Origin of the sequence: Streptomyces yunnanensis (assembly GCF_029011865.1) — a bacterium.
In the GTDB taxonomy this organism is placed as follows: Bacteria; Actinomycetota; Actinomycetes; order Streptomycetales; family Streptomycetaceae; genus Streptomyces; species Streptomyces yunnanensis.
In genome coordinates, this window is record NZ_CP095749.1 from 6,330,823 (window position 1) to 6,345,860 (window position 15,038).

15 protein-coding genes are annotated in these 15,038 nt (G+C 72.7%); 12 read left to right on the top strand and 3 right to left on the bottom strand.

What is annotated here, in order from left to right; genetic code table 11:
- Positions 1 to 46 precede the first annotated feature (46 nt).
- Together MOV08_RS27575 and MOV08_RS27580 are read left to right on the top strand one after the other, a co-directional pair.
- A complete protein-coding gene (locus tag MOV08_RS27575; RefSeq protein ID WP_275309271.1) occupies positions 47 to 1,147 on the top strand; it encodes a nitronate monooxygenase in 1,101 nt (366 codons plus the stop codon).
- Positions 1,144 to 1,887, top strand: coding sequence for a 16S rRNA (uracil(1498)-N(3))-methyltransferase (locus MOV08_RS27580; protein ID WP_039636502.1), 744 nt, complete (start codon positions 1,144 to 1,146; stop codon positions 1,885 to 1,887). The genes MOV08_RS27575 and MOV08_RS27580 overlap by 4 nt, the downstream gene beginning before the upstream one ends.
- A gap of 100 nt (positions 1,888 to 1,987) precedes the next feature.
- Here MOV08_RS27580 and MOV08_RS27585 read toward each other — a convergent pair whose 3' ends face one another.
- Positions 1,988 to 2,419 carry an OsmC family protein gene (locus MOV08_RS27585; RefSeq protein WP_275309273.1) on the bottom strand — a complete coding sequence of 144 codons (432 nt, stop codon included), beginning with the start codon at positions 2,417 to 2,419 and terminating at the stop codon, positions 1,988 to 1,990.
- A gap of 210 nt (positions 2,420 to 2,629) precedes the next feature.
- On the opposite strand from MOV08_RS27585, the gene MOV08_RS27590 reads away from it, so the two are divergent.
- Together MOV08_RS27590 and MOV08_RS27595 are read left to right on the top strand one after the other, a co-directional pair.
- A complete protein-coding gene (locus MOV08_RS27590) occupies positions 2,630 to 2,989 on the top strand; it encodes a histidine triad nucleotide-binding protein (RefSeq protein ID WP_039636506.1) in 360 nt (119 codons plus the stop codon).
- Between the two features lie 6 nt (positions 2,990 to 2,995).
- The gene (locus MOV08_RS27595) at positions 2,996 to 3,901 is read left to right on the top strand and encodes a ribonuclease Z (RefSeq protein WP_275309274.1); all 906 of its coding nucleotides are present in this window, start codon (positions 2,996 to 2,998) and stop codon (positions 3,899 to 3,901) included.
- Positions 3,902 to 3,942: 41 nt separating this feature from the next.
- Here MOV08_RS27595 and MOV08_RS27600 read toward each other — a convergent pair whose 3' ends face one another.
- Positions 3,943 to 4,737, bottom strand: a complete 795-nt coding sequence (locus MOV08_RS27600; protein WP_275309275.1) for an HAD family acid phosphatase — start codon at positions 4,735 to 4,737, stop codon at positions 3,943 to 3,945.
- A 215-nt stretch (positions 4,738 to 4,952) separates the two neighbouring features.
- On the opposite strand from MOV08_RS27600, the gene MOV08_RS27605 reads away from it, so the two are divergent.
- The 3 genes from MOV08_RS27605 (at position 4,953) to MOV08_RS27615 (ending at position 8,095) form a co-directional block, all read left to right on the top strand.
- Positions 4,953 to 6,260 carry an enolase C-terminal domain-like protein gene (locus tag MOV08_RS27605; protein WP_275309276.1) on the top strand — a complete coding sequence of 436 codons (1,308 nt, stop codon included), beginning with the start codon at positions 4,953 to 4,955 and terminating at the stop codon, positions 6,258 to 6,260.
- Positions 6,261 to 6,380: 120 nt separating this feature from the next.
- The gene (locus MOV08_RS27610) at positions 6,381 to 7,466 is read left to right on the top strand and encodes an S-(hydroxymethyl)mycothiol dehydrogenase (RefSeq protein ID WP_275309278.1); all 1,086 of its coding nucleotides are present in this window, start codon (positions 6,381 to 6,383) and stop codon (positions 7,464 to 7,466) included.
- Positions 7,466 to 8,095, top strand: coding sequence for an MBL fold metallo-hydrolase (locus MOV08_RS27615; protein ID WP_039636517.1), 630 nt, complete (start codon positions 7,466 to 7,468; stop codon positions 8,093 to 8,095). Before MOV08_RS27610 ends, MOV08_RS27615 begins: the two co-directional genes overlap by 1 nt.
- Before the next feature lie 104 nt (positions 8,096 to 8,199).
- Here MOV08_RS27615 and MOV08_RS27620 read toward each other — a convergent pair whose 3' ends face one another.
- A complete protein-coding gene (locus tag MOV08_RS27620; protein ID WP_275309279.1) occupies positions 8,200 to 9,549 on the bottom strand; it encodes a family 4 glycosyl hydrolase in 1,350 nt (449 codons plus the stop codon).
- A gap of 67 nt (positions 9,550 to 9,616) precedes the next feature.
- Between MOV08_RS27620 and MOV08_RS27625 the strand changes: the two genes are divergently transcribed.
- From MOV08_RS27625 to MOV08_RS27645, 5 genes are all read left to right on the top strand, one after another.
- Positions 9,617 to 10,810, top strand: coding sequence for a carbohydrate kinase family protein (locus tag MOV08_RS27625; RefSeq protein ID WP_039636521.1), 1,194 nt, complete (start codon positions 9,617 to 9,619; stop codon positions 10,808 to 10,810).
- Between the two features lie 150 nt (positions 10,811 to 10,960).
- On the top strand, positions 10,961 to 11,962 hold the full coding sequence (locus MOV08_RS27630; protein ID WP_039636523.1) for a PhoH family protein: 1,002 nt from the start codon (positions 10,961 to 10,963) through the stop codon (positions 11,960 to 11,962).
- A 39-nt stretch (positions 11,963 to 12,001) separates the two neighbouring features.
- Entirely contained in the window at positions 12,002 to 12,499 is a 498-nt protein-coding gene (gene ybeY / locus MOV08_RS27635) for an rRNA maturation RNase YbeY (RefSeq protein WP_073442199.1), read from the top strand.
- A gap of 11 nt (positions 12,500 to 12,510) precedes the next feature.
- On the top strand, positions 12,511 to 13,830 hold the full coding sequence (locus MOV08_RS27640) for a hemolysin family protein (RefSeq protein WP_275309281.1): 1,320 nt from the start codon (positions 12,511 to 12,513) through the stop codon (positions 13,828 to 13,830).
- Positions 13,831 to 14,579: 749 nt separating this feature from the next.
- Positions 14,580 to 14,942 (top strand): cytidine deaminase, encoded by a 363-nt coding sequence (locus tag MOV08_RS27645; RefSeq protein WP_067358805.1) that lies wholly within the window; start codon positions 14,580 to 14,582, stop codon positions 14,940 to 14,942.
- Positions 14,943 to 15,038 lie beyond the last annotated feature (96 nt).

Sequence of the window (15,038 nt, forward strand, 5' to 3'; positions counted from 1 at the left end):
GCCGCCCCGGTTCTGGGTGGGGCGCCGGGCGTGACACGATGTGGGCATGCCCACCGCGCTCACCGATTTCTGCCGTCACCCCATCGTGCAGGCCCCGATGGCGGGCGGCGGCTCCGGACCCGAGCTGGCCGCCGCCGTCTGTGAGGCCGGTGGCCTCGGCTTCCTGGCCGCCGGCTACAAAACCGCCGACGGGATGTACCAGGAGATCAAACAGCTGCGGGGGCTGACCGGCCGGCCCTTCGGCGTCAACCTCTTCATGCCGCAGCCCGCCCTCACCGACACCTCCGCCGTCGAGGTCTACCGCGAGCAACTCGCCGGCGAGACCGCCTGGTACGAGACCGAGCTCGGCGACGTCAACGGCCCCACCGACGACGGCTACGAGGCCAAGGTCGCGATCCTGCGCGACGACCCGGTGCCGCTGGTCTCCTTCACCTTCGGCTGCCCCTCGCGGGCGGTCCTCGACGCGTTCGCCGAGGTCGGCACGTACACCGTCGTCACGGTCACCACCGCCGCCGAGGCGCAGGCCGCACAGTGGTCGGGCGCGGACGCGGTGTGCGTACAGGGCGTGGAGGCGGGCGGCCACCAGGGCACCCACCGGGACGATCCGCACGCCGACGGGACGGGCTCCGGGCTGGGCCTGCTGGCGCTGCTCGCCCAGGTCCGGGAGACGGTGCAGATCCCGGTGATCGCCGCCGGCGGGCTGATGCGCGGCGCGCAGATCGCGGCGGTGCTGGCCGCCGGAGCCTCGATGGCGCAGCTGGGCACCGCGTTCCTGGCCACTCCCGAGTCCGGCGCCAACCCGCTGCACAAGCAGGCGCTGACCAACCCCCTTTTCACGCATACCGAGTTGACCCGGGCGTTCTCCGGGCGGCCGGCCCGCGGCCTGGTGAACCGTTTCCTGAGGGAGCACGGCCCGTACGCCCCGGCCGTCTACCCCGCCGTGCACTACCTCACCGCCCCGGTCCGCAAGGCCGCCGCCAAGGCGGGCGACGCGCAGGGGCTCAACCTCTGGGCGGGGCAGGGGCATCGGCTGGCGCGGGAGATGCCCGCCGGGCAGTTGGTGGGGGTGCTGGCCGCCGAACTCGACGCCGCCCGCGTCTCGTTGGGCCTGGGCGGCCCGGGCTACGGACCGGGCGGTGCGGTGTGACCGCGCCCGTCTTCCTCGTCGAGTCGCTCGCCGGTGTACGGGCCGGGGGCACGCTGACCCTGGACGGCCCCGAGGGCCGGCACGCGGTGTCGGTGCGGCGGCTGCGGGTCGGCGAGGAGGTCGTGCTGACCGACGGCGCCGGGACCGGTGCGCAGGGCACGGTCGCCGCCGTCGAGGGCAAGGACCGGCTGACCGTCGCCGTCAGCGGGCTGCGCACCGAGGAGCCGCCGGTGCCCACCCTCACCGTGGTGCAGGCGCTGCCCAAGGGCGACCGCGGGGAGTTGGCCGTGGAGACCATGACGGAGACCGGGGTGGACGCCATCGTGCCGTGGTCCGCGGCGCGCTGCGTCACGCAGTGGAAGGGCGAGCGGGCCGCCAAGTCGCTGGCCAAGTGGCGTGCCACGGCACGCGAGGCGGGCAAGCAGTCCCGCCGGCTGACCTTCCCGCGGGTCGCCGATCCGCTGTCGACCAAGCAGGTCGCCCAGTTGCTCGCCGACGCCGACTTCGCCGCCGTCCTGCACGAGGAGGGCAGCACCCCGCTCGCCACCGCCGAACTCCCCACCGAGGGCTCGATCGTGCTGGTCGTCGGCCCCGAGGGCGGGGTCTCGCCGGAGGAGCTGGCGGCCTTCGCCGAGGCGGGCGCCAAGCCGTACCGCCTGGGCGCGTCCGTGCTGCGGACGTCCACGGCCGGCACCGCGGCGACCGCCCTGCTGCTGGGCCGCACCGGCCGCTGGAGCTAGGTCCGCAACGTCCCGTCGTGCGCCCGCCGGGCGCGGGCGACGGGACGTCACGGCGTGCCGGGCCGCCCCAAAGGCCGGCCGGCACGCCGCCGTTGGTCCGTCAGCCGAGCAGTTCGGCGTGCAGCGTGAGGTTCTTGACGCCCGCCAGTGCCTGGCTGACCGGGCAGTTCTTCTTGGCGTCCTCGGCCGCGGCCTGGAAGTCCGCCTCGGACAGGCCGGGGACCCGGGCCTTGACGGTCAGCACGATGCCGGTGATGCCCTCACCGGGCTGGAAGGTGACGTCGGCCCGGGTGTCCAGCGCCTCGACGGTGTAGCCCTTGCCGGCCAGGCCGTGCGAGAAGGCCATCGAGTAGCAGGAGGAGTGGGCCGCCGCGATCAGTTCCTCGGGGCTGGTCACGCCGCCCGGCTGCTCCGCTCGGGCGGGCCAGTTCACGTCGTAGGTGCCGATCTTGGACGATTCCAGGGCGACGGTGCCCTTGCCCTGCAGGAGGTTGCCTTCCCAGTGGGTGGTGGCGGTGCGCGTGGTTGCCATGGTGCATAACTCCCGTTTGTGGGGCCAATGCGGTCTGAGAGATCAGCTTAGGCTCTGCCGGGCCGCGATTCGGGAGACCGCCCCCGGGGCCGACCCCGGGGAGGGCCGTCACGGGCCGCCCCGGGACGTGCCGGGGTGATCGGCTAGCATCCGGAGGGCGTACGCAGGGTGCGTACGGCGCATGCCGCGCGACCCGGGAGGAGCCCACCGGTGGCGGGAGAACCGCAGGCCGACTGCCTGTTCTGCAAGATCGTGGCGGGAGAGGTACCGGCGACGATCGTCCGCGAGACCGAGACCACCGTCGCGTTCCGCGACATCAACCCCCAGGCCCCGACGCACGTCCTGGTGATCCCCAAGGCCCACTACCCGAACGCGGCGGAGCTCGCCGCCGCCGAGCCGAAGGTGATCGCCGACATACTGTCCGAGTCCCGTGAGGTCGCGGCCGACGACCAGATCGAGGAGACCGGCTACCGGGTCGTCTTCAACACCGGCTCCGGCGCCGGCCAGACCGTCTTCCACGCCCACCTGCACGTCCTCGGTGGCCGCGGCCTCCAGTGGCCCCCCGGATAACGAGCCATGTCGGTACGCGAACTGGTCGTCCTCGGGACCGCCAGCCAGGTCCCCACCCGGCACCGCAACCACAACGGCTATCTGCTGCGGTGGGACGGTCAGGGGCTGCTCTTCGACCCCGGCGAGGGCACCCAGCGCCAGATGTTGCGGGCCGGGGTCGCCGCCCACGACATCAACCGGATCTGCATCACCCACTTCCACGGCGACCACTCGCTGGGCCTGGCCGGGGTGATCCAGCGGATCAACCTCGACCGGGTGCCGCATCCGGTGACCGCCCACTACCCGGCCAGCGGCGAGCGGTTCTTCGAGCGGCTGCGGTACGCCACCGCCTACCGGGAGACGGTCCGGATCGCCCAGCGGCCGGTCTCCGCCGACGGTGAACTGGACCGCGCCAAGGGATACGTCCTCCAGGCGCGCAAGCTCTCGCACCCGGTCGAGTCGTACGGCTACCGCCTCACCGAGCCGGACGGCCGGCGGATGCTGCCCGAGAAACTGGCCGCCCACGGCATCGCCGGACCGGACGTCGGCCGCCTCCAGCGGATCGGCGAGCTGAACGGCGTCACCCTCGACGAGGTCAGCGAGGCCCGCCCCGGCCAGAGCTTCGCCTTCGTCATGGACACCCGGCTGTGCGACGGCGTCCATGCGCTCGCGGCAGGCGTGGACATGCTGGTGATCGAGTCCACGTTCCTCGACGAGGACGTCCAACTGGCCGAGGAACACGGGCACCTGACGGCCGGGCAGGCGGCCCGGGTGGCCGCCGACGCCGGCGTGCGCCATCTGGTGCTCACGCACTTCTCGCAGCGCTACGCCGACCCCGCCGACTTCGAGCGGCAGGCGCGCGCGGCGGGCTTCGGCGGCGAACTCACCATCGCCACGGACCTGCTGCGGGTGCCGCTCCCCAAGAGGCGCTGAGGGGCCCCGGCGCCCCCCTGGAGGGCGCCGGGGGCCGCCGCCTACGGCAGGTAGTACATCGGGTTGGGCAGCTTGAAGGTGCGCGCCGCCGCGCCGCCCTCCAGGTCGCTGTACTGGTCCCCGAAGTTGGCGACGACGCGGTAGCCGAGGGACTCGATGTGCCGGCGGGTGCCCGACTTGAAATCGATGGTCGAGCAGGTCTTCCCGCACGGCAGGTAGGCGGGCGGGTGCTCCTTGTCCCGCAGGTAGACGTGGGCGCGGTCCAGCGGGACGCCGTAGCCGACGTTCTTGAGGTTGCGCACGCTCCAGTCGCGCTGCGCCTCCTTGCGGCCGGTGAGGAAGAAGACCTCGGCGCCCTTCTTGTGGGCCCAGTTGACCAGGTCGTTCATCCCGAAGACCGCGGCCATGTCGGTGTGCTCCAGGTACTCGTCCTGGGACTTGGGCGTGAAGTTGAAGCCGACCTTGAGCTCGTAGTTGTAGGTCAGCAGGGTGGTGTCGTCCATGTCCAGGACGATGGCCGGCTTGGCCTTGCCGGTGCCCTTCTTGGCGAGCGCGCCGGTCAGGTAGGCGCGGGCCTTGGCCTCTATGCCGCGGACCTGGCGGGCGTAGTTGCTGGTGGGGGAGGCGTAGTGCTCGCCGTCGGCCGTCACCGTGTCGCCGTAGTACGCCTTGATCTTGTCCTGCACCAGGGTGAGGTTGGGGATCTCCTTGTCGGTGCGCGGCACGGAGTGCTCGGCGGTGGCCTGGCCGGCGCCGAACACCGCGGTGCCGGCGACGAGCGCGGCGGCCACCGCACCGCCCAGGCGGACACGACGGGAGAGGGCGGGACGGGGCATGCGCGGCTCCTTGAAAAGCGTGGGGGATGGTCCCGGGTAGGTGTAACAGAGGTGGTGCGGAGGTATCTACGCGCGAAGATTAAAGGATTGGTAAAGGGTTGGGTGGTGCGGGGGTCCAACTGGACGGTGTCGCACGGCTCTTGACGGAGAGCGGGCGCGCTCCCTAGCCTCCATCCCGGTCCATGGATGTTGTCTACATATGGAGACGAACGCCGATGGTCGCCCCCCGCCCCGCGGACCTGGCCGTCACCGAGGTCCGACTCACCCCGGTCCTGATCGCCGACCCCCCGCTGCTCAACACCCAAGGCGTGCACCAGCCGTACACCCCACGCCTGATCATCGAGCTGGTCACCGCGGGCGGCGCCACCGGCCTGGGGGAGACCTACGGGGACACCGCGTACCTCGACCTGGCCCGCCCGCTGGCCGCCGCCCTGATCGGCCGGTCGGTCACGGACCTGAACGGCCTGGCCGCGCTCGCCGAGCGGATGCGCGGCCCGTCGCAGCCGGCCGGCCCGGACGGCGTCGACGCCGCCGGACTGCGCGGCGTCCGCACCGCCGGCAAACTGCGGCGCTCGGTCCGCTCCGGCTTCGAGGTCGCCTGCCTGGACGCCTGGGGGCACGCCGCCGGCCTGCCCGTGCACGCCCTGCTCGGCGGCGCGCTGCGCGAACGGGTCGCCTACAGCGCCTATCTCTTCTACCGGTGGGAGCGACACCCCGACGGGCCGGGCGAGCCGGACGACTGGGGCGCCGCCCTCGACCCGGCCGGCATCGTCGCCCAGGCCCGCCGGTTCGCCGACCGCCACGGCTTCACGTCCTTCAAGCTCAAGGGCGGGGTCTTCCCGCCCGACCAGGAGTGCGCCGCGATCCGGGCTCTGGCCGAGGCGTTCCCGGGCCGGCCGCTGCGACTGGACCCCAACGGCGCCTGGTCGGAACGGACCGCCCTCCAGGTGGCGGACGAACTCGCCGACGTCCTGGAGTACCTGGAGGACCCGGTCAGCGGTACCGAGGCGATGGCCCACGTCGCGGCCCGTACACCGGTCCCACTCGCCACCAACATGTGCGTCACCACCTTCGAGGAGATCCCCGAGGCGGTCGCCAGGGGCGCCGTACGGATCATGCTCTCCGACCACCACTACTGGGGCGGACTGCACGCCACCCGGGAACTCGCCGCGCTCTGCCGCACCTTCGGCCTCGGCCTGGCCATGCACTCCAACACCCACCTGGGGATCAGCCTCGCCGCCATGACCCACGTGGCGGCCACCGTCCCCAACCTGGACCACGCCTGCGACACCCACTACCCCTGGCAGACCGAGGACGTCCTCACCGAGCGCCCGACCTTCCGCGCCGGCCACCTGGACGTCGGCGACGCCCCCGGCCTCGGCGTCACCCTCGACCGCGCCCGGCTCGCCGCCCTGCACCGCCGCTGGCTGGCCGACGACGGCCGCTACCGGGACCGCGACGACGCCGCCGCGATGCGGCGCGCCGACCCCGGCTGGACCACCCCCGCGGTGCCCCGCTGGTGACCCGGGCGGGCGCGGCCGTGATCCTGTCCGTGGCCGGTCCCTTTCCGTACGGTGTGGCACGACTCGGTGGCCGTGCGCCACAGTGGTCCCGTACGTGATCTTCGAAGAGGGGCGGTACCGATGGCACAGGAAGTGCGCGGCGTCGTGGCGCCGGGGAAGAACGAGCCGGTCCGGCTGGAGACGATCCTGGTGCCCGATCCGGGGCCGGGCGAGGCCGTGGTGAAGGTGCAGGCGTGCGGGGTGTGCCACACCGACCTGCATTACAAGCAAGGCGGCATCAACGACGACTTCCCGTTCCTGCTCGGCCACGAGGCCTCCGGTGTGGTGGAGTCGGTGGGCGAGGGCGTCACCGACGTCGCCCCCGGGGACTTCGTCGTCCTCAACTGGCGTGCGGTGTGCGGCTCCTGCCGGGCGTGCCTGCGCGGGCGGCCCCAGTACTGCTTCAACACCCACAACGCCCGGCAGAAGATGACGCTCAAGGACGGCACGGAACTGAGCCCGGCGCTGGGCATCGGGGCGTTCGCCGACAAGACGCTGGTCGCCGCCGGCCAGTGCACCAAGGTCGACCCGGGCGTCGCACCGGCCGTCGCGGGGCTGCTGGGCTGCGGGGTGATGGCCGGGATCGGCGCCGCGATCAACACCGGCGGGGTCGGTCGCGGCGACGCGGTCGCGGTCATCGGCTGCGGCGGGGTCGGCGACGCGGCGGTGGTCGGCGCCCGGCTGGCCGGCGCGGCGAAGATCATCGCCGTGGACATCGACGACCGGAAGCTGGAGACGGCCCGCACCATGGGGGCCACCCACACCGTCAACTCCCGCACCACCGACCCCGTCGAGGCCGTCCGCGAGCTGACCGGCGGCTTCGGCGCTGACGTCGTCATCGACGCGGTCGGCCGCCCGGAGACCTACCGGCAGGCGTTCTACGCCCGCGACCTGGCCGGCACGGTGGTCCTGGTGGGCGTGCCCACCCCGGAGATGACCCTGGAACTCCCCCTCCTGGACGTCTTCGGCCGAGGCGGCGCCCTGAAGTCCTCCTGGTACGGCGACTGCCTGCCCTCCCGGGACTTCCCCATGCTGATCGACCTCCACCAGCAGGGCCGGATCGACCTCGGCGCGTTCGTCACCGAGACCATCGGGATCGACGAGGTGGAGCGGGCCTTCGACCGGATGCACGCCGGCGACGTGCTGCGCTCGGTGGTGGTGCTGTGATGACCGTCCGCGTCGACCACCTCGTCACCTCAGGGACGTTCTCGCTGGACGGCGGCACCTGGGACGTCGACAACAACGTGTGGATCGTCGGCGACGGCGCGGAGGCGGTCGTCATCGACGCCGCCCACGACGCCGACGCCATCCTCCGCGCCCTCGACGGACGCACCCTGCGCGCGATCATCTGCACCCACGCGCACAACGACCACATCGACGCGGCGCCGGCGCTCGCCGCCCGCACCGGGGCGCGGATCCTCCTGCACCCCGACGACCTGCCGCTGTGGAAGCAGACCCACCCGGACACCGCCCCCGACGGGGAACTGACGGATGGTCAGGTACTGACCATCGCCGGAACCGACCTGAGGGTGCTGCACACCCCCGGACACGCCCCCGGCGCGGTCTGCCTCCACGCCCCCGACCTGAACACCGTGTTCACCGGGGACACCCTCTTCCAGGGCGGCCCCGGGGCCACCGGCCGGTCCTTCTCCGACTTCCCGACGATCGTCGACTCGATCCGCGACCGGCTGCTGACCCTGCCGCCGGCGACCGTGGTCCGGACCGGGCACGGCGACTCGACGACCATCGGGGACGAGGCCCCGCACCTCGCGGAGTGGATCGCCCGGGGGCACTGACGACAGGCCCTAAGGGGCGGCCGAACAGATCCCGTAGGGGGTACGGGCGCCCCCTGCGGGGCCACAACGTGGCCGGGGGCGGGGGGAATTCCCGTGGTCCGGCCTCACGTCCGCCCGGAGTCCGTGGCCGCTCGTTGCAGGATGCGGGCGGCCACCGCGGGGGAGTCCACCAGGGGGTGCAGGGCCAGCGCGCGCAGGGCCGCGTCGCGGTCCTTGAAGAGGGCGGCCGCCATCGTCTCCCGTTCGACGGCCTTGATCTGGAGCATCAGCCCCAACTGGTCCTCGCGCAGCGGCGCGCAGGGCAGCGGCCGGGCCCCCTTGGCGGTCACCTCGCAGACCGTCTCCACGATCGCGTCCGGCGCCAGCTGCGGCACCGTCGTCCCGTTGCGGACGTTGAGGATCAGCCGCCGTCCGGAATCGCCGGCGATGGCGTGCATCAGCGCCAGCGCCACCCGGTCGTAGCCGCCGCCCTCCAGGTCGTCGCTGTCCCGCTGCCAGCCGCCGGTCGCCTCCCGGCTGTGCGCCATGTACGTCTCCTCGCGCTCCAGCCGGGTGCGCTCCCACAGGTCGTACACCGCGTCCGGGGCACCGGCCGCCGCGGCCCGTTCGAAGAAGCCGCCCTGCTGCCGGTCCAGGAACTCCCCGCGGGTCTCCCGGGTGTCCCGTACGGAGTGCAGGGTCTCCCGGCGGAAGTAGTAGTAGTGCAGGTACTCGTTGGGGAGGGCGCCGAGCACCCCGAGCCACTCCGGGCCGAAGAGGCGGCCCTCCTCGAAGGAACCCAGGGCCGTGGCATCGCCCAGGAGGCCCGGCAGCACATCGGTGCCGTCGAGGGTCAACGAACGCAGCCAGCCGAGGTGGTTGAGGCCCACGTAGTCGTAGCCGGACCGCGCCGGGTCCTCCAGGGCCGCCGGGTCCGCGCCGACCGCCCGCGCCGCCCGGCGCACCAGCCCCACCGGCGAATCACAGATCCCGATCACCCGGTCCCCCAGCACCTGCGCCATCGCCTCGGTCACCATCCCCGCGGGATTGGTGAAGTTGATGACCCACGCCCCCGGGGAGAGCGCCGCGACCCGCTCGGCGACGTGCAGCGCCACCGGGATCGTGCGCAGCCCGTAGAGGACCCCGCCCGCACCGACCGTCTCCTGGCCCAGCACCCCCTCCGACAGCGGGATCCGCTCGTCCCGGATGCGGCCCGCGGTACCGCCGACACGTATGGCGGAGAACACGAAGTCGGCGCCCGTCAGCGCCGCGTCGAGAGTTTCCGCCACTCGTACGGGTACCGGTCGGGTACGGCCCTGTGCGAGCCGGGCCAGCACGCCGGTGATCACCGCGACCCGGCGCGGGTCGGTGTCGTACAGCGTCAGCTCGGAGACGGAGCGTGCCGGGTCGTCCAGCAGTGCGCGGTAGACCAGCGGCACGCGGAAGCCGCCACCACCGAGAATGGAGAGCCTCATGGGGCGGAACGTACCGCAGCATCAGGCACACTGGCGGCACGAGTTGCGTACGAGAGGGGCGAGCGCGGTGAACAGTGGCCGACGCGATGTCCAACCGCCCGCGGGGCCGGCCGCCGTGCCCCCGGGGCTCGATCCGCTGGCCGCGGTGCGCCGCGACGGCGATCCGCCCACCGACGTCTATCTCACCGGCACCGTCTTCCTCGACATCATCTTCACCGGCCTGGATTCCGCCCCGGTCCGCGGCACCGAGTCCTGGGCCCGCGGCATGGGCTCCAGCCCCGGCGGCGTCGCCAACATGGCCACCGCGCTGGCCCGGCTCGGGCTGCGCACCTCCCTGGCCGCCGCGTTCGGCGACGACATGTACGGCGAGTACTGCTGGGAGGCGCTGGAACAGGGCGAGGGCATCGACCTGGCGCTCTCCCGCAAGATCCCCGGCTGGCACTCACCGGTCACCGTCTCCATGGCCTACGAGGGCGAGCGGACCATGGTCTCGCACGGCCACGAGGCACCGCCCCCGGAGCACGCCTTCGACGGCGGGCACGCCCCCGGCTGCCCGCCGCCGACCAGGGCCTGCGTCGCCGCGCTCGTCCCCGGCCGCCGGGAGGGCTGGCTGGGCTGCGCGGCCGGCCGCGGCAGCCGGATCTTCGCCGACGTCGGCTGGGACGACACCGGCCGCTGGGACCCCACCGACCTCGCCGACCTGGAGCACTGCGAGGCGTTCCTGCCCAACGCCGAGGAGGCGATGCGCTACACCCGCACCGACTGCCCGCGCGCCGCCGCCCGCAAGCTCGCCGACCTCGTCCCGCTCGCCGTCGTCACGCTCGGCGCGGAGGGCGCCTACGCGGTGGACGCCCGCACCGGCGAGAGCGCCGAGGTGCCCGCCATCGCGGTGGAGGCGCTGGACCCGACCGGCGCCGGGGACGTCTTCGTCGCCGGCTTCGTCACCGGCACCCTCGCCGACTGGCCGCTGGCCGACCGGCTGTCCTTCGCCGGGCTGAGCGCCGCGCTGTCGGTGCAGGAGTTCGGCGGCTCGCTCTCCGCGCCCGGATGGACGGAGATCGCCGCCTGGTGGAGCCGGGTGCGGGCCTGCGACACCGGGGCCGCCGCCGGCCTGCGCCGCCAGTACGGCTTCCTGGACGCCGTGCTGCCCGCGCCCGACGGCACCGCCGGACCGTCCGGCGCCGCGGACGCCGCGCGTCCCGCCGGACCGGCGCCGCTGGCCCGCGCGGTCCCCACGATCGGCTTCCGCCGCCCGGCCTGAGCGCGCCCCTGCGGTCGCCCCGGAAAAGCCGTCCGGCTTGTCAGTGCCCCGTCGTACTCTGGTAGCGCAAGGAGCCAGTGCCGGCACCTCCGCGGAGGTCCGCACCTGTGATGAGCGAAGGATGGGGGTAGCAGGCCACCCGGCCTACCCATGACGCAGACACCCACACGAGCGCAGGCGAGCGCCCAGTTCACGGTCCCGGCCAAGCACCCGATGGTGACGGTCCTGGGGTCCGGCGACTCGCTGTTGCGCGTGATCGAGGACGCCTTCCCCGCCACCGACATCCACGTCCGGGGCAACGAGGTCAGCGCGGTCGGTGACGCCCGCGAAGTCGCCCTCGTGCAGCGCCTTTTCGACGAGATGATGCTGGTGCTCCGCACCGGACAGCCGATGACGGAGGACGCAGTGGAACGCTCCATCGCCATGCTGCGCGCGGCGGAGAACGGCGACGGAGCGAGCGAGACCCCGGCAGAGGTGCTCACCCAGAACATCCTCTCCAACCGCGGCCGCACCATCCGCCCCAAGACCCTCAACCAGAAGCGCTATGTCGACGCCATCGACAAGCACACCATCGTCTTCGGGATCGGTCCGGCCGGCACCGGCAAGACCTACCTGGCGATGGCCAAGGCCGTCCAGGCCCTCCAGGCCAAGCAGGTCAACCGGATCATCCTGACCCGCCCCGCGGTCGAGGCCGGCGAGCGCCTGGGCTTCCTGCCCGGCACCCTCTACGAGAAGATCGACCCCTATCTGCGCCCGCTCTACGACGCACTGCACGACATGCTCGACCCGGACTCCATCCCGCGGCTGATGGCGGCGGGCACGATCGAGGTCGCGCCGCTGGCGTACATGCGCGGACGAACCCTCAACGACGCCTTCATCATTCTCGACGAGGCGCAGAACACCAATCCCGAGCAGATGAAGATGTTCCTCACCCGGCTCGGCTTCGACTCGAAGATAGTCGTGACGGGCGACGTGACCCAGATCGACCTGCCGGGCGGCACGAAGAGCGGACTGCGCCAGGTCCGGGAGATCCTGGACGACGTCGACGACGTGCACTTCTCCCTGCTCACCAGCAAGGACGTGGTCCGGCACAAGCTCGTCGGCCGTATCGTCGACGCCTACGAGAAGTACGACAGCCGCAACGGCCAGTAGCCCGCGCTGCGCGACCAAGAAGCGAGACCCACCTTCCCCATGTCGATCGACGTCAACAACGAGTCCGGTACGGACATCGACGAGCAGGCGATCCTGGACGTCGCCCGCTATGCCCTCGCCCGGATGCGGATCCACCCGCTCTCCGAGCTGTCCGTCATCGTCGTGGACGCCGAGGCCATGGAGCAGCTCCACATCCAGTGGATGGACCTCCCGGGCCCGACCGACGTCATGTCCTTCCCGATGGACGAGCTGCGGCCGCCGTCCAAGGACGAGGAGGAGCCCCCGCAGGGGCTTCTCGGCGACATCGTGCTCTGCCCGGAGGTCGCCGAGAAGCAGGGCACGGAGGCTCCGACGGCCCACAGCATGGACGAGGAACTCCAGCTGCTGACCGTCCACGGCGTGCTGCACCTGCTCGGCTACGACCACGAAGAGCCCGACGAGAAGGCCGAGATGTTCGGGCTGCAGGCCGCGATCGTCGACGGTTGGCGGACCGAGCGCGGGATGACCGGTCCCTCGCCGGCCCCGACCGTGACCTGACGGGACGCGCGATGACCACCCTGATCGCCGTGGCGGTACTGCTCGTCGTGGTCGCCTGGCTCGCCGCCTGCGCGGAGGCCGGGCTGACCCGCACGACGAGCTTCCGCGCCGAGGAGGCGGTCCGCTCCGGCCGCCGCGGCAGTGCCAAGCTCGCCGCGGTCGCCGCCGACCCCACCCGCTACCTCAACGTCGCCCTGCTGGTGCGGGTCGGCTGCGAGGTGGCGGCCGGCGCCCTGGTCACCTACGCCTGCCTGCGCTCCTTCGAGGAGACCTGGGAGGCGCTGACCGTCGCCATCGCGGTGATGGTGCTGGTCTCCTACGTCGCCGTGGGGGTCTCCCCGCGCACCATCGGCCGCCAGCACCCGCTCAACACCGCCACCGCGGCGGCGTACGTCCTGCTGCCGCTGGCCCGGGTGATGGGCCCGGTGCCGCAGTTGCTGATCCTGCTCGGCAACGCCCTCACCCCCGGCAAGGGCTTCCGCAAGGGCCCGTTCGCCTCCGAGGCGGAGCTGCGGTCGCTGGTGGACCTGGCCGAGAAGGAGTCGCTGATCGAGGACGAGGAGCGCCGGATGGTGCACTCGGTCTTCCAGCTCGGCGACACCCTCGTCCGGGAGGTGATGGTGCCGCGCACGGACCTGATCTCCGTCGAGCGGTTCAAGACCATCCGCCAGGCGCTGACCCTCGCGCTGCGCTCCGGCTTCTCCCGGATCCCGGTGACCGGGGAGAACGAGGACGACATCGTCGGCGTGGTCTACCTCAAGGACCTCGCCCGCAAGGTGCACATCAGCCGGGACGCGGAGAGCGAACTGGTCTCCACGGCGATGCGCCCCGCGGTGTTCGTCCCCGACACCAAGAACGCCGGTGATCTGCTGCGTGAGATGCAGCGGGACCGCAATCACGTCGCGGTGGTGATCGACGAATACGGCGGCACCGCCGGCATCGTCACCATCGAGGACATCCTGGAGGAGATCGTCGGCGAGATCACCGACGAGTACGACCGGGAACTGCCGCCCGTGCAGGATCTCGGCGGCGGCCGCTACCGGGTCACCGCCCGGCTGGACATCGGCGCGCTGGGCGAGCTGTACGGCCTGGCGGAACTGGACGACGAGGACGTCGAGACGGTCGGCGGGCTGCTCGCCAAGCTGCTGGGCCGGGTCCCGATCGCCGGTGCGACTGCCGAGATGGACCTTTCCGACGACGCCTCGGACCCGGACCTCAAGGCGCTGCGGCTGGTCGCCGAGTCGCCGGCCGGCCGCCGCAACAAGATCGTCACGGTGCTCTGCGAACCGGTCCGCGCGGCGGCCGCGAAGGGTGACGGCCCCGGCGCCTGACCGCCGGCCCGCCGCCCTCGCGGCACCGGACCTGTGGGGCGTTCGCCCGCACCCGGCTACTGATCCGCAGTGCAGCCGAAATATCCTCAAAGCCATTTCCGGTAGCCCTGGATTCCCTCGCCAATTCCGTGGAAAGATCTTCGAACCGGCATCGAAAAGGGGGTCGGTGCTGTGTGGCAGAGGGAAGCTGAACGAAATGCGTGGAAGAAAAGCCGCGGTGGTGCCCACCATCGCGGCAGCTCTGCGGGCGGACCGCCCGGGCGGAATCGTGCCCTCGCCGCGAGCGGAAAGACCCGAGGTGGGGAATCCGGGGGCGCCGTGAATATCGCGGCGGATTTCCCCGGCACGGCCCTTTCGAGAGGCGCCGCCGGGCGGTGACGGAAAACTCACCGCAGCATTCGCGATGACGTCCGGCCAGGCCGCGGACATCGCGAGCACGGGCACCGGGAGGGGGGCCGGTCATCGACGACGGTGACCGGCGACCCGGTGGTCACACACGACTCCGCACCGGGCGACGCCCCCCGCGGGCAGCATGCCCACGGCGGCACCGCCCGGTGCGGACCCGGAAACGACGTTGGCTGAAGAGCCGGGTGCCCCGGCACAGGGGAGCGGGGCAACCGGACTCTTCAGCCATCGTGCGTTCGCACCGCGGACGCGACACCGGGCGAGCGGGACGGCCCGCGCCTCCGCCACGGTCGACGGGCCCGCCCCCGTAGGCCGCGGCCCGGCCCCCACATATGCTCGCCCGTATGACCGAAGCCGCACCGTTGGACCCCGAAGACCGCAAGATCATCACGCTCGCGCGCTCGGCGCGGGCCCGTAACGGCGTCCCCGAGGGCGCCGCCGTCCGCGACGAGACCGGCCGGACCTACGTCGCCGGCACCGTCGCCCTGGACTCCCTCAAGCTCAGCGCCCTCCAGACGGCCGTCGCGATGGCCGTCGCCAGCGGCGCCACGTCCCTGGAGGCCGCGGCCGTGGTCAGCGAGGCCGAGCAGGCCGCCGACGCCGACCGCGCGGCCGTCCGCGACCTGGGCGGCCCGGACACCCCCGTCCTGCTCGCCGCCCCCGACGGCACCCTGCGCGCCAACGTCCCGGCGGGCCCGTCGGCCTGAGCCGCACCACCGGGCGGGGGCGCCGCACCCCTGTGCGCCCCCGCCCCGTGGCGGCCGGTGAGCGGCGGATGGTCGGAGCCGCGGCGGGGATCGGGG

Bases quoted from the DNA above. Each gene is read 5' to 3' on its own strand.
- MOV08_RS27575 (WP_275309271.1), top strand. From the start codon at position 47: ATGCCCACCGCGCTCACCGATTTCTGCCGTCACCCCATCGTGCAGGCC.
- MOV08_RS27585 (WP_275309273.1), bottom strand. From the start codon at position 2,419: ATGGCAACCACGCGCACCGCCACCACCCACTGGGAAGGCAACCTCCTG.
- MOV08_RS27595 (WP_275309274.1), top strand. From the start codon at position 2,996: ATGTCGGTACGCGAACTGGTCGTCCTCGGGACCGCCAGCCAGGTCCCC.
- MOV08_RS27600 (WP_275309275.1), bottom strand. From the start codon at position 4,737: ATGCCCCGTCCCGCCCTCTCCCGTCGTGTCCGCCTGGGCGGTGCGGTG.
- MOV08_RS27605 (WP_275309276.1), top strand. From the start codon at position 4,953: ATGGTCGCCCCCCGCCCCGCGGACCTGGCCGTCACCGAGGTCCGACTC.
- MOV08_RS27610 (WP_275309278.1), top strand. From the start codon at position 6,381: ATGGCACAGGAAGTGCGCGGCGTCGTGGCGCCGGGGAAGAACGAGCCG.
- MOV08_RS27615 (WP_039636517.1), top strand. From the start codon at position 7,466: ATGACCGTCCGCGTCGACCACCTCGTCACCTCAGGGACGTTCTCGCTG.
- MOV08_RS27620 (WP_275309279.1), bottom strand. From the start codon at position 9,549: ATGAGGCTCTCCATTCTCGGTGGTGGCGGCTTCCGCGTGCCGCTGGTC.
- MOV08_RS27630 (WP_039636523.1), top strand. From the start codon at position 10,961: ATGACGCAGACACCCACACGAGCGCAGGCGAGCGCCCAGTTCACGGTC.
- ybeY (WP_073442199.1), top strand. From the start codon at position 12,002: ATGTCGATCGACGTCAACAACGAGTCCGGTACGGACATCGACGAGCAG.
- MOV08_RS27640 (WP_275309281.1), top strand. From the start codon at position 12,511: ATGACCACCCTGATCGCCGTGGCGGTACTGCTCGTCGTGGTCGCCTGG.
- MOV08_RS27645 (WP_067358805.1), top strand. From the start codon at position 14,580: ATGACCGAAGCCGCACCGTTGGACCCCGAAGACCGCAAGATCATCACG.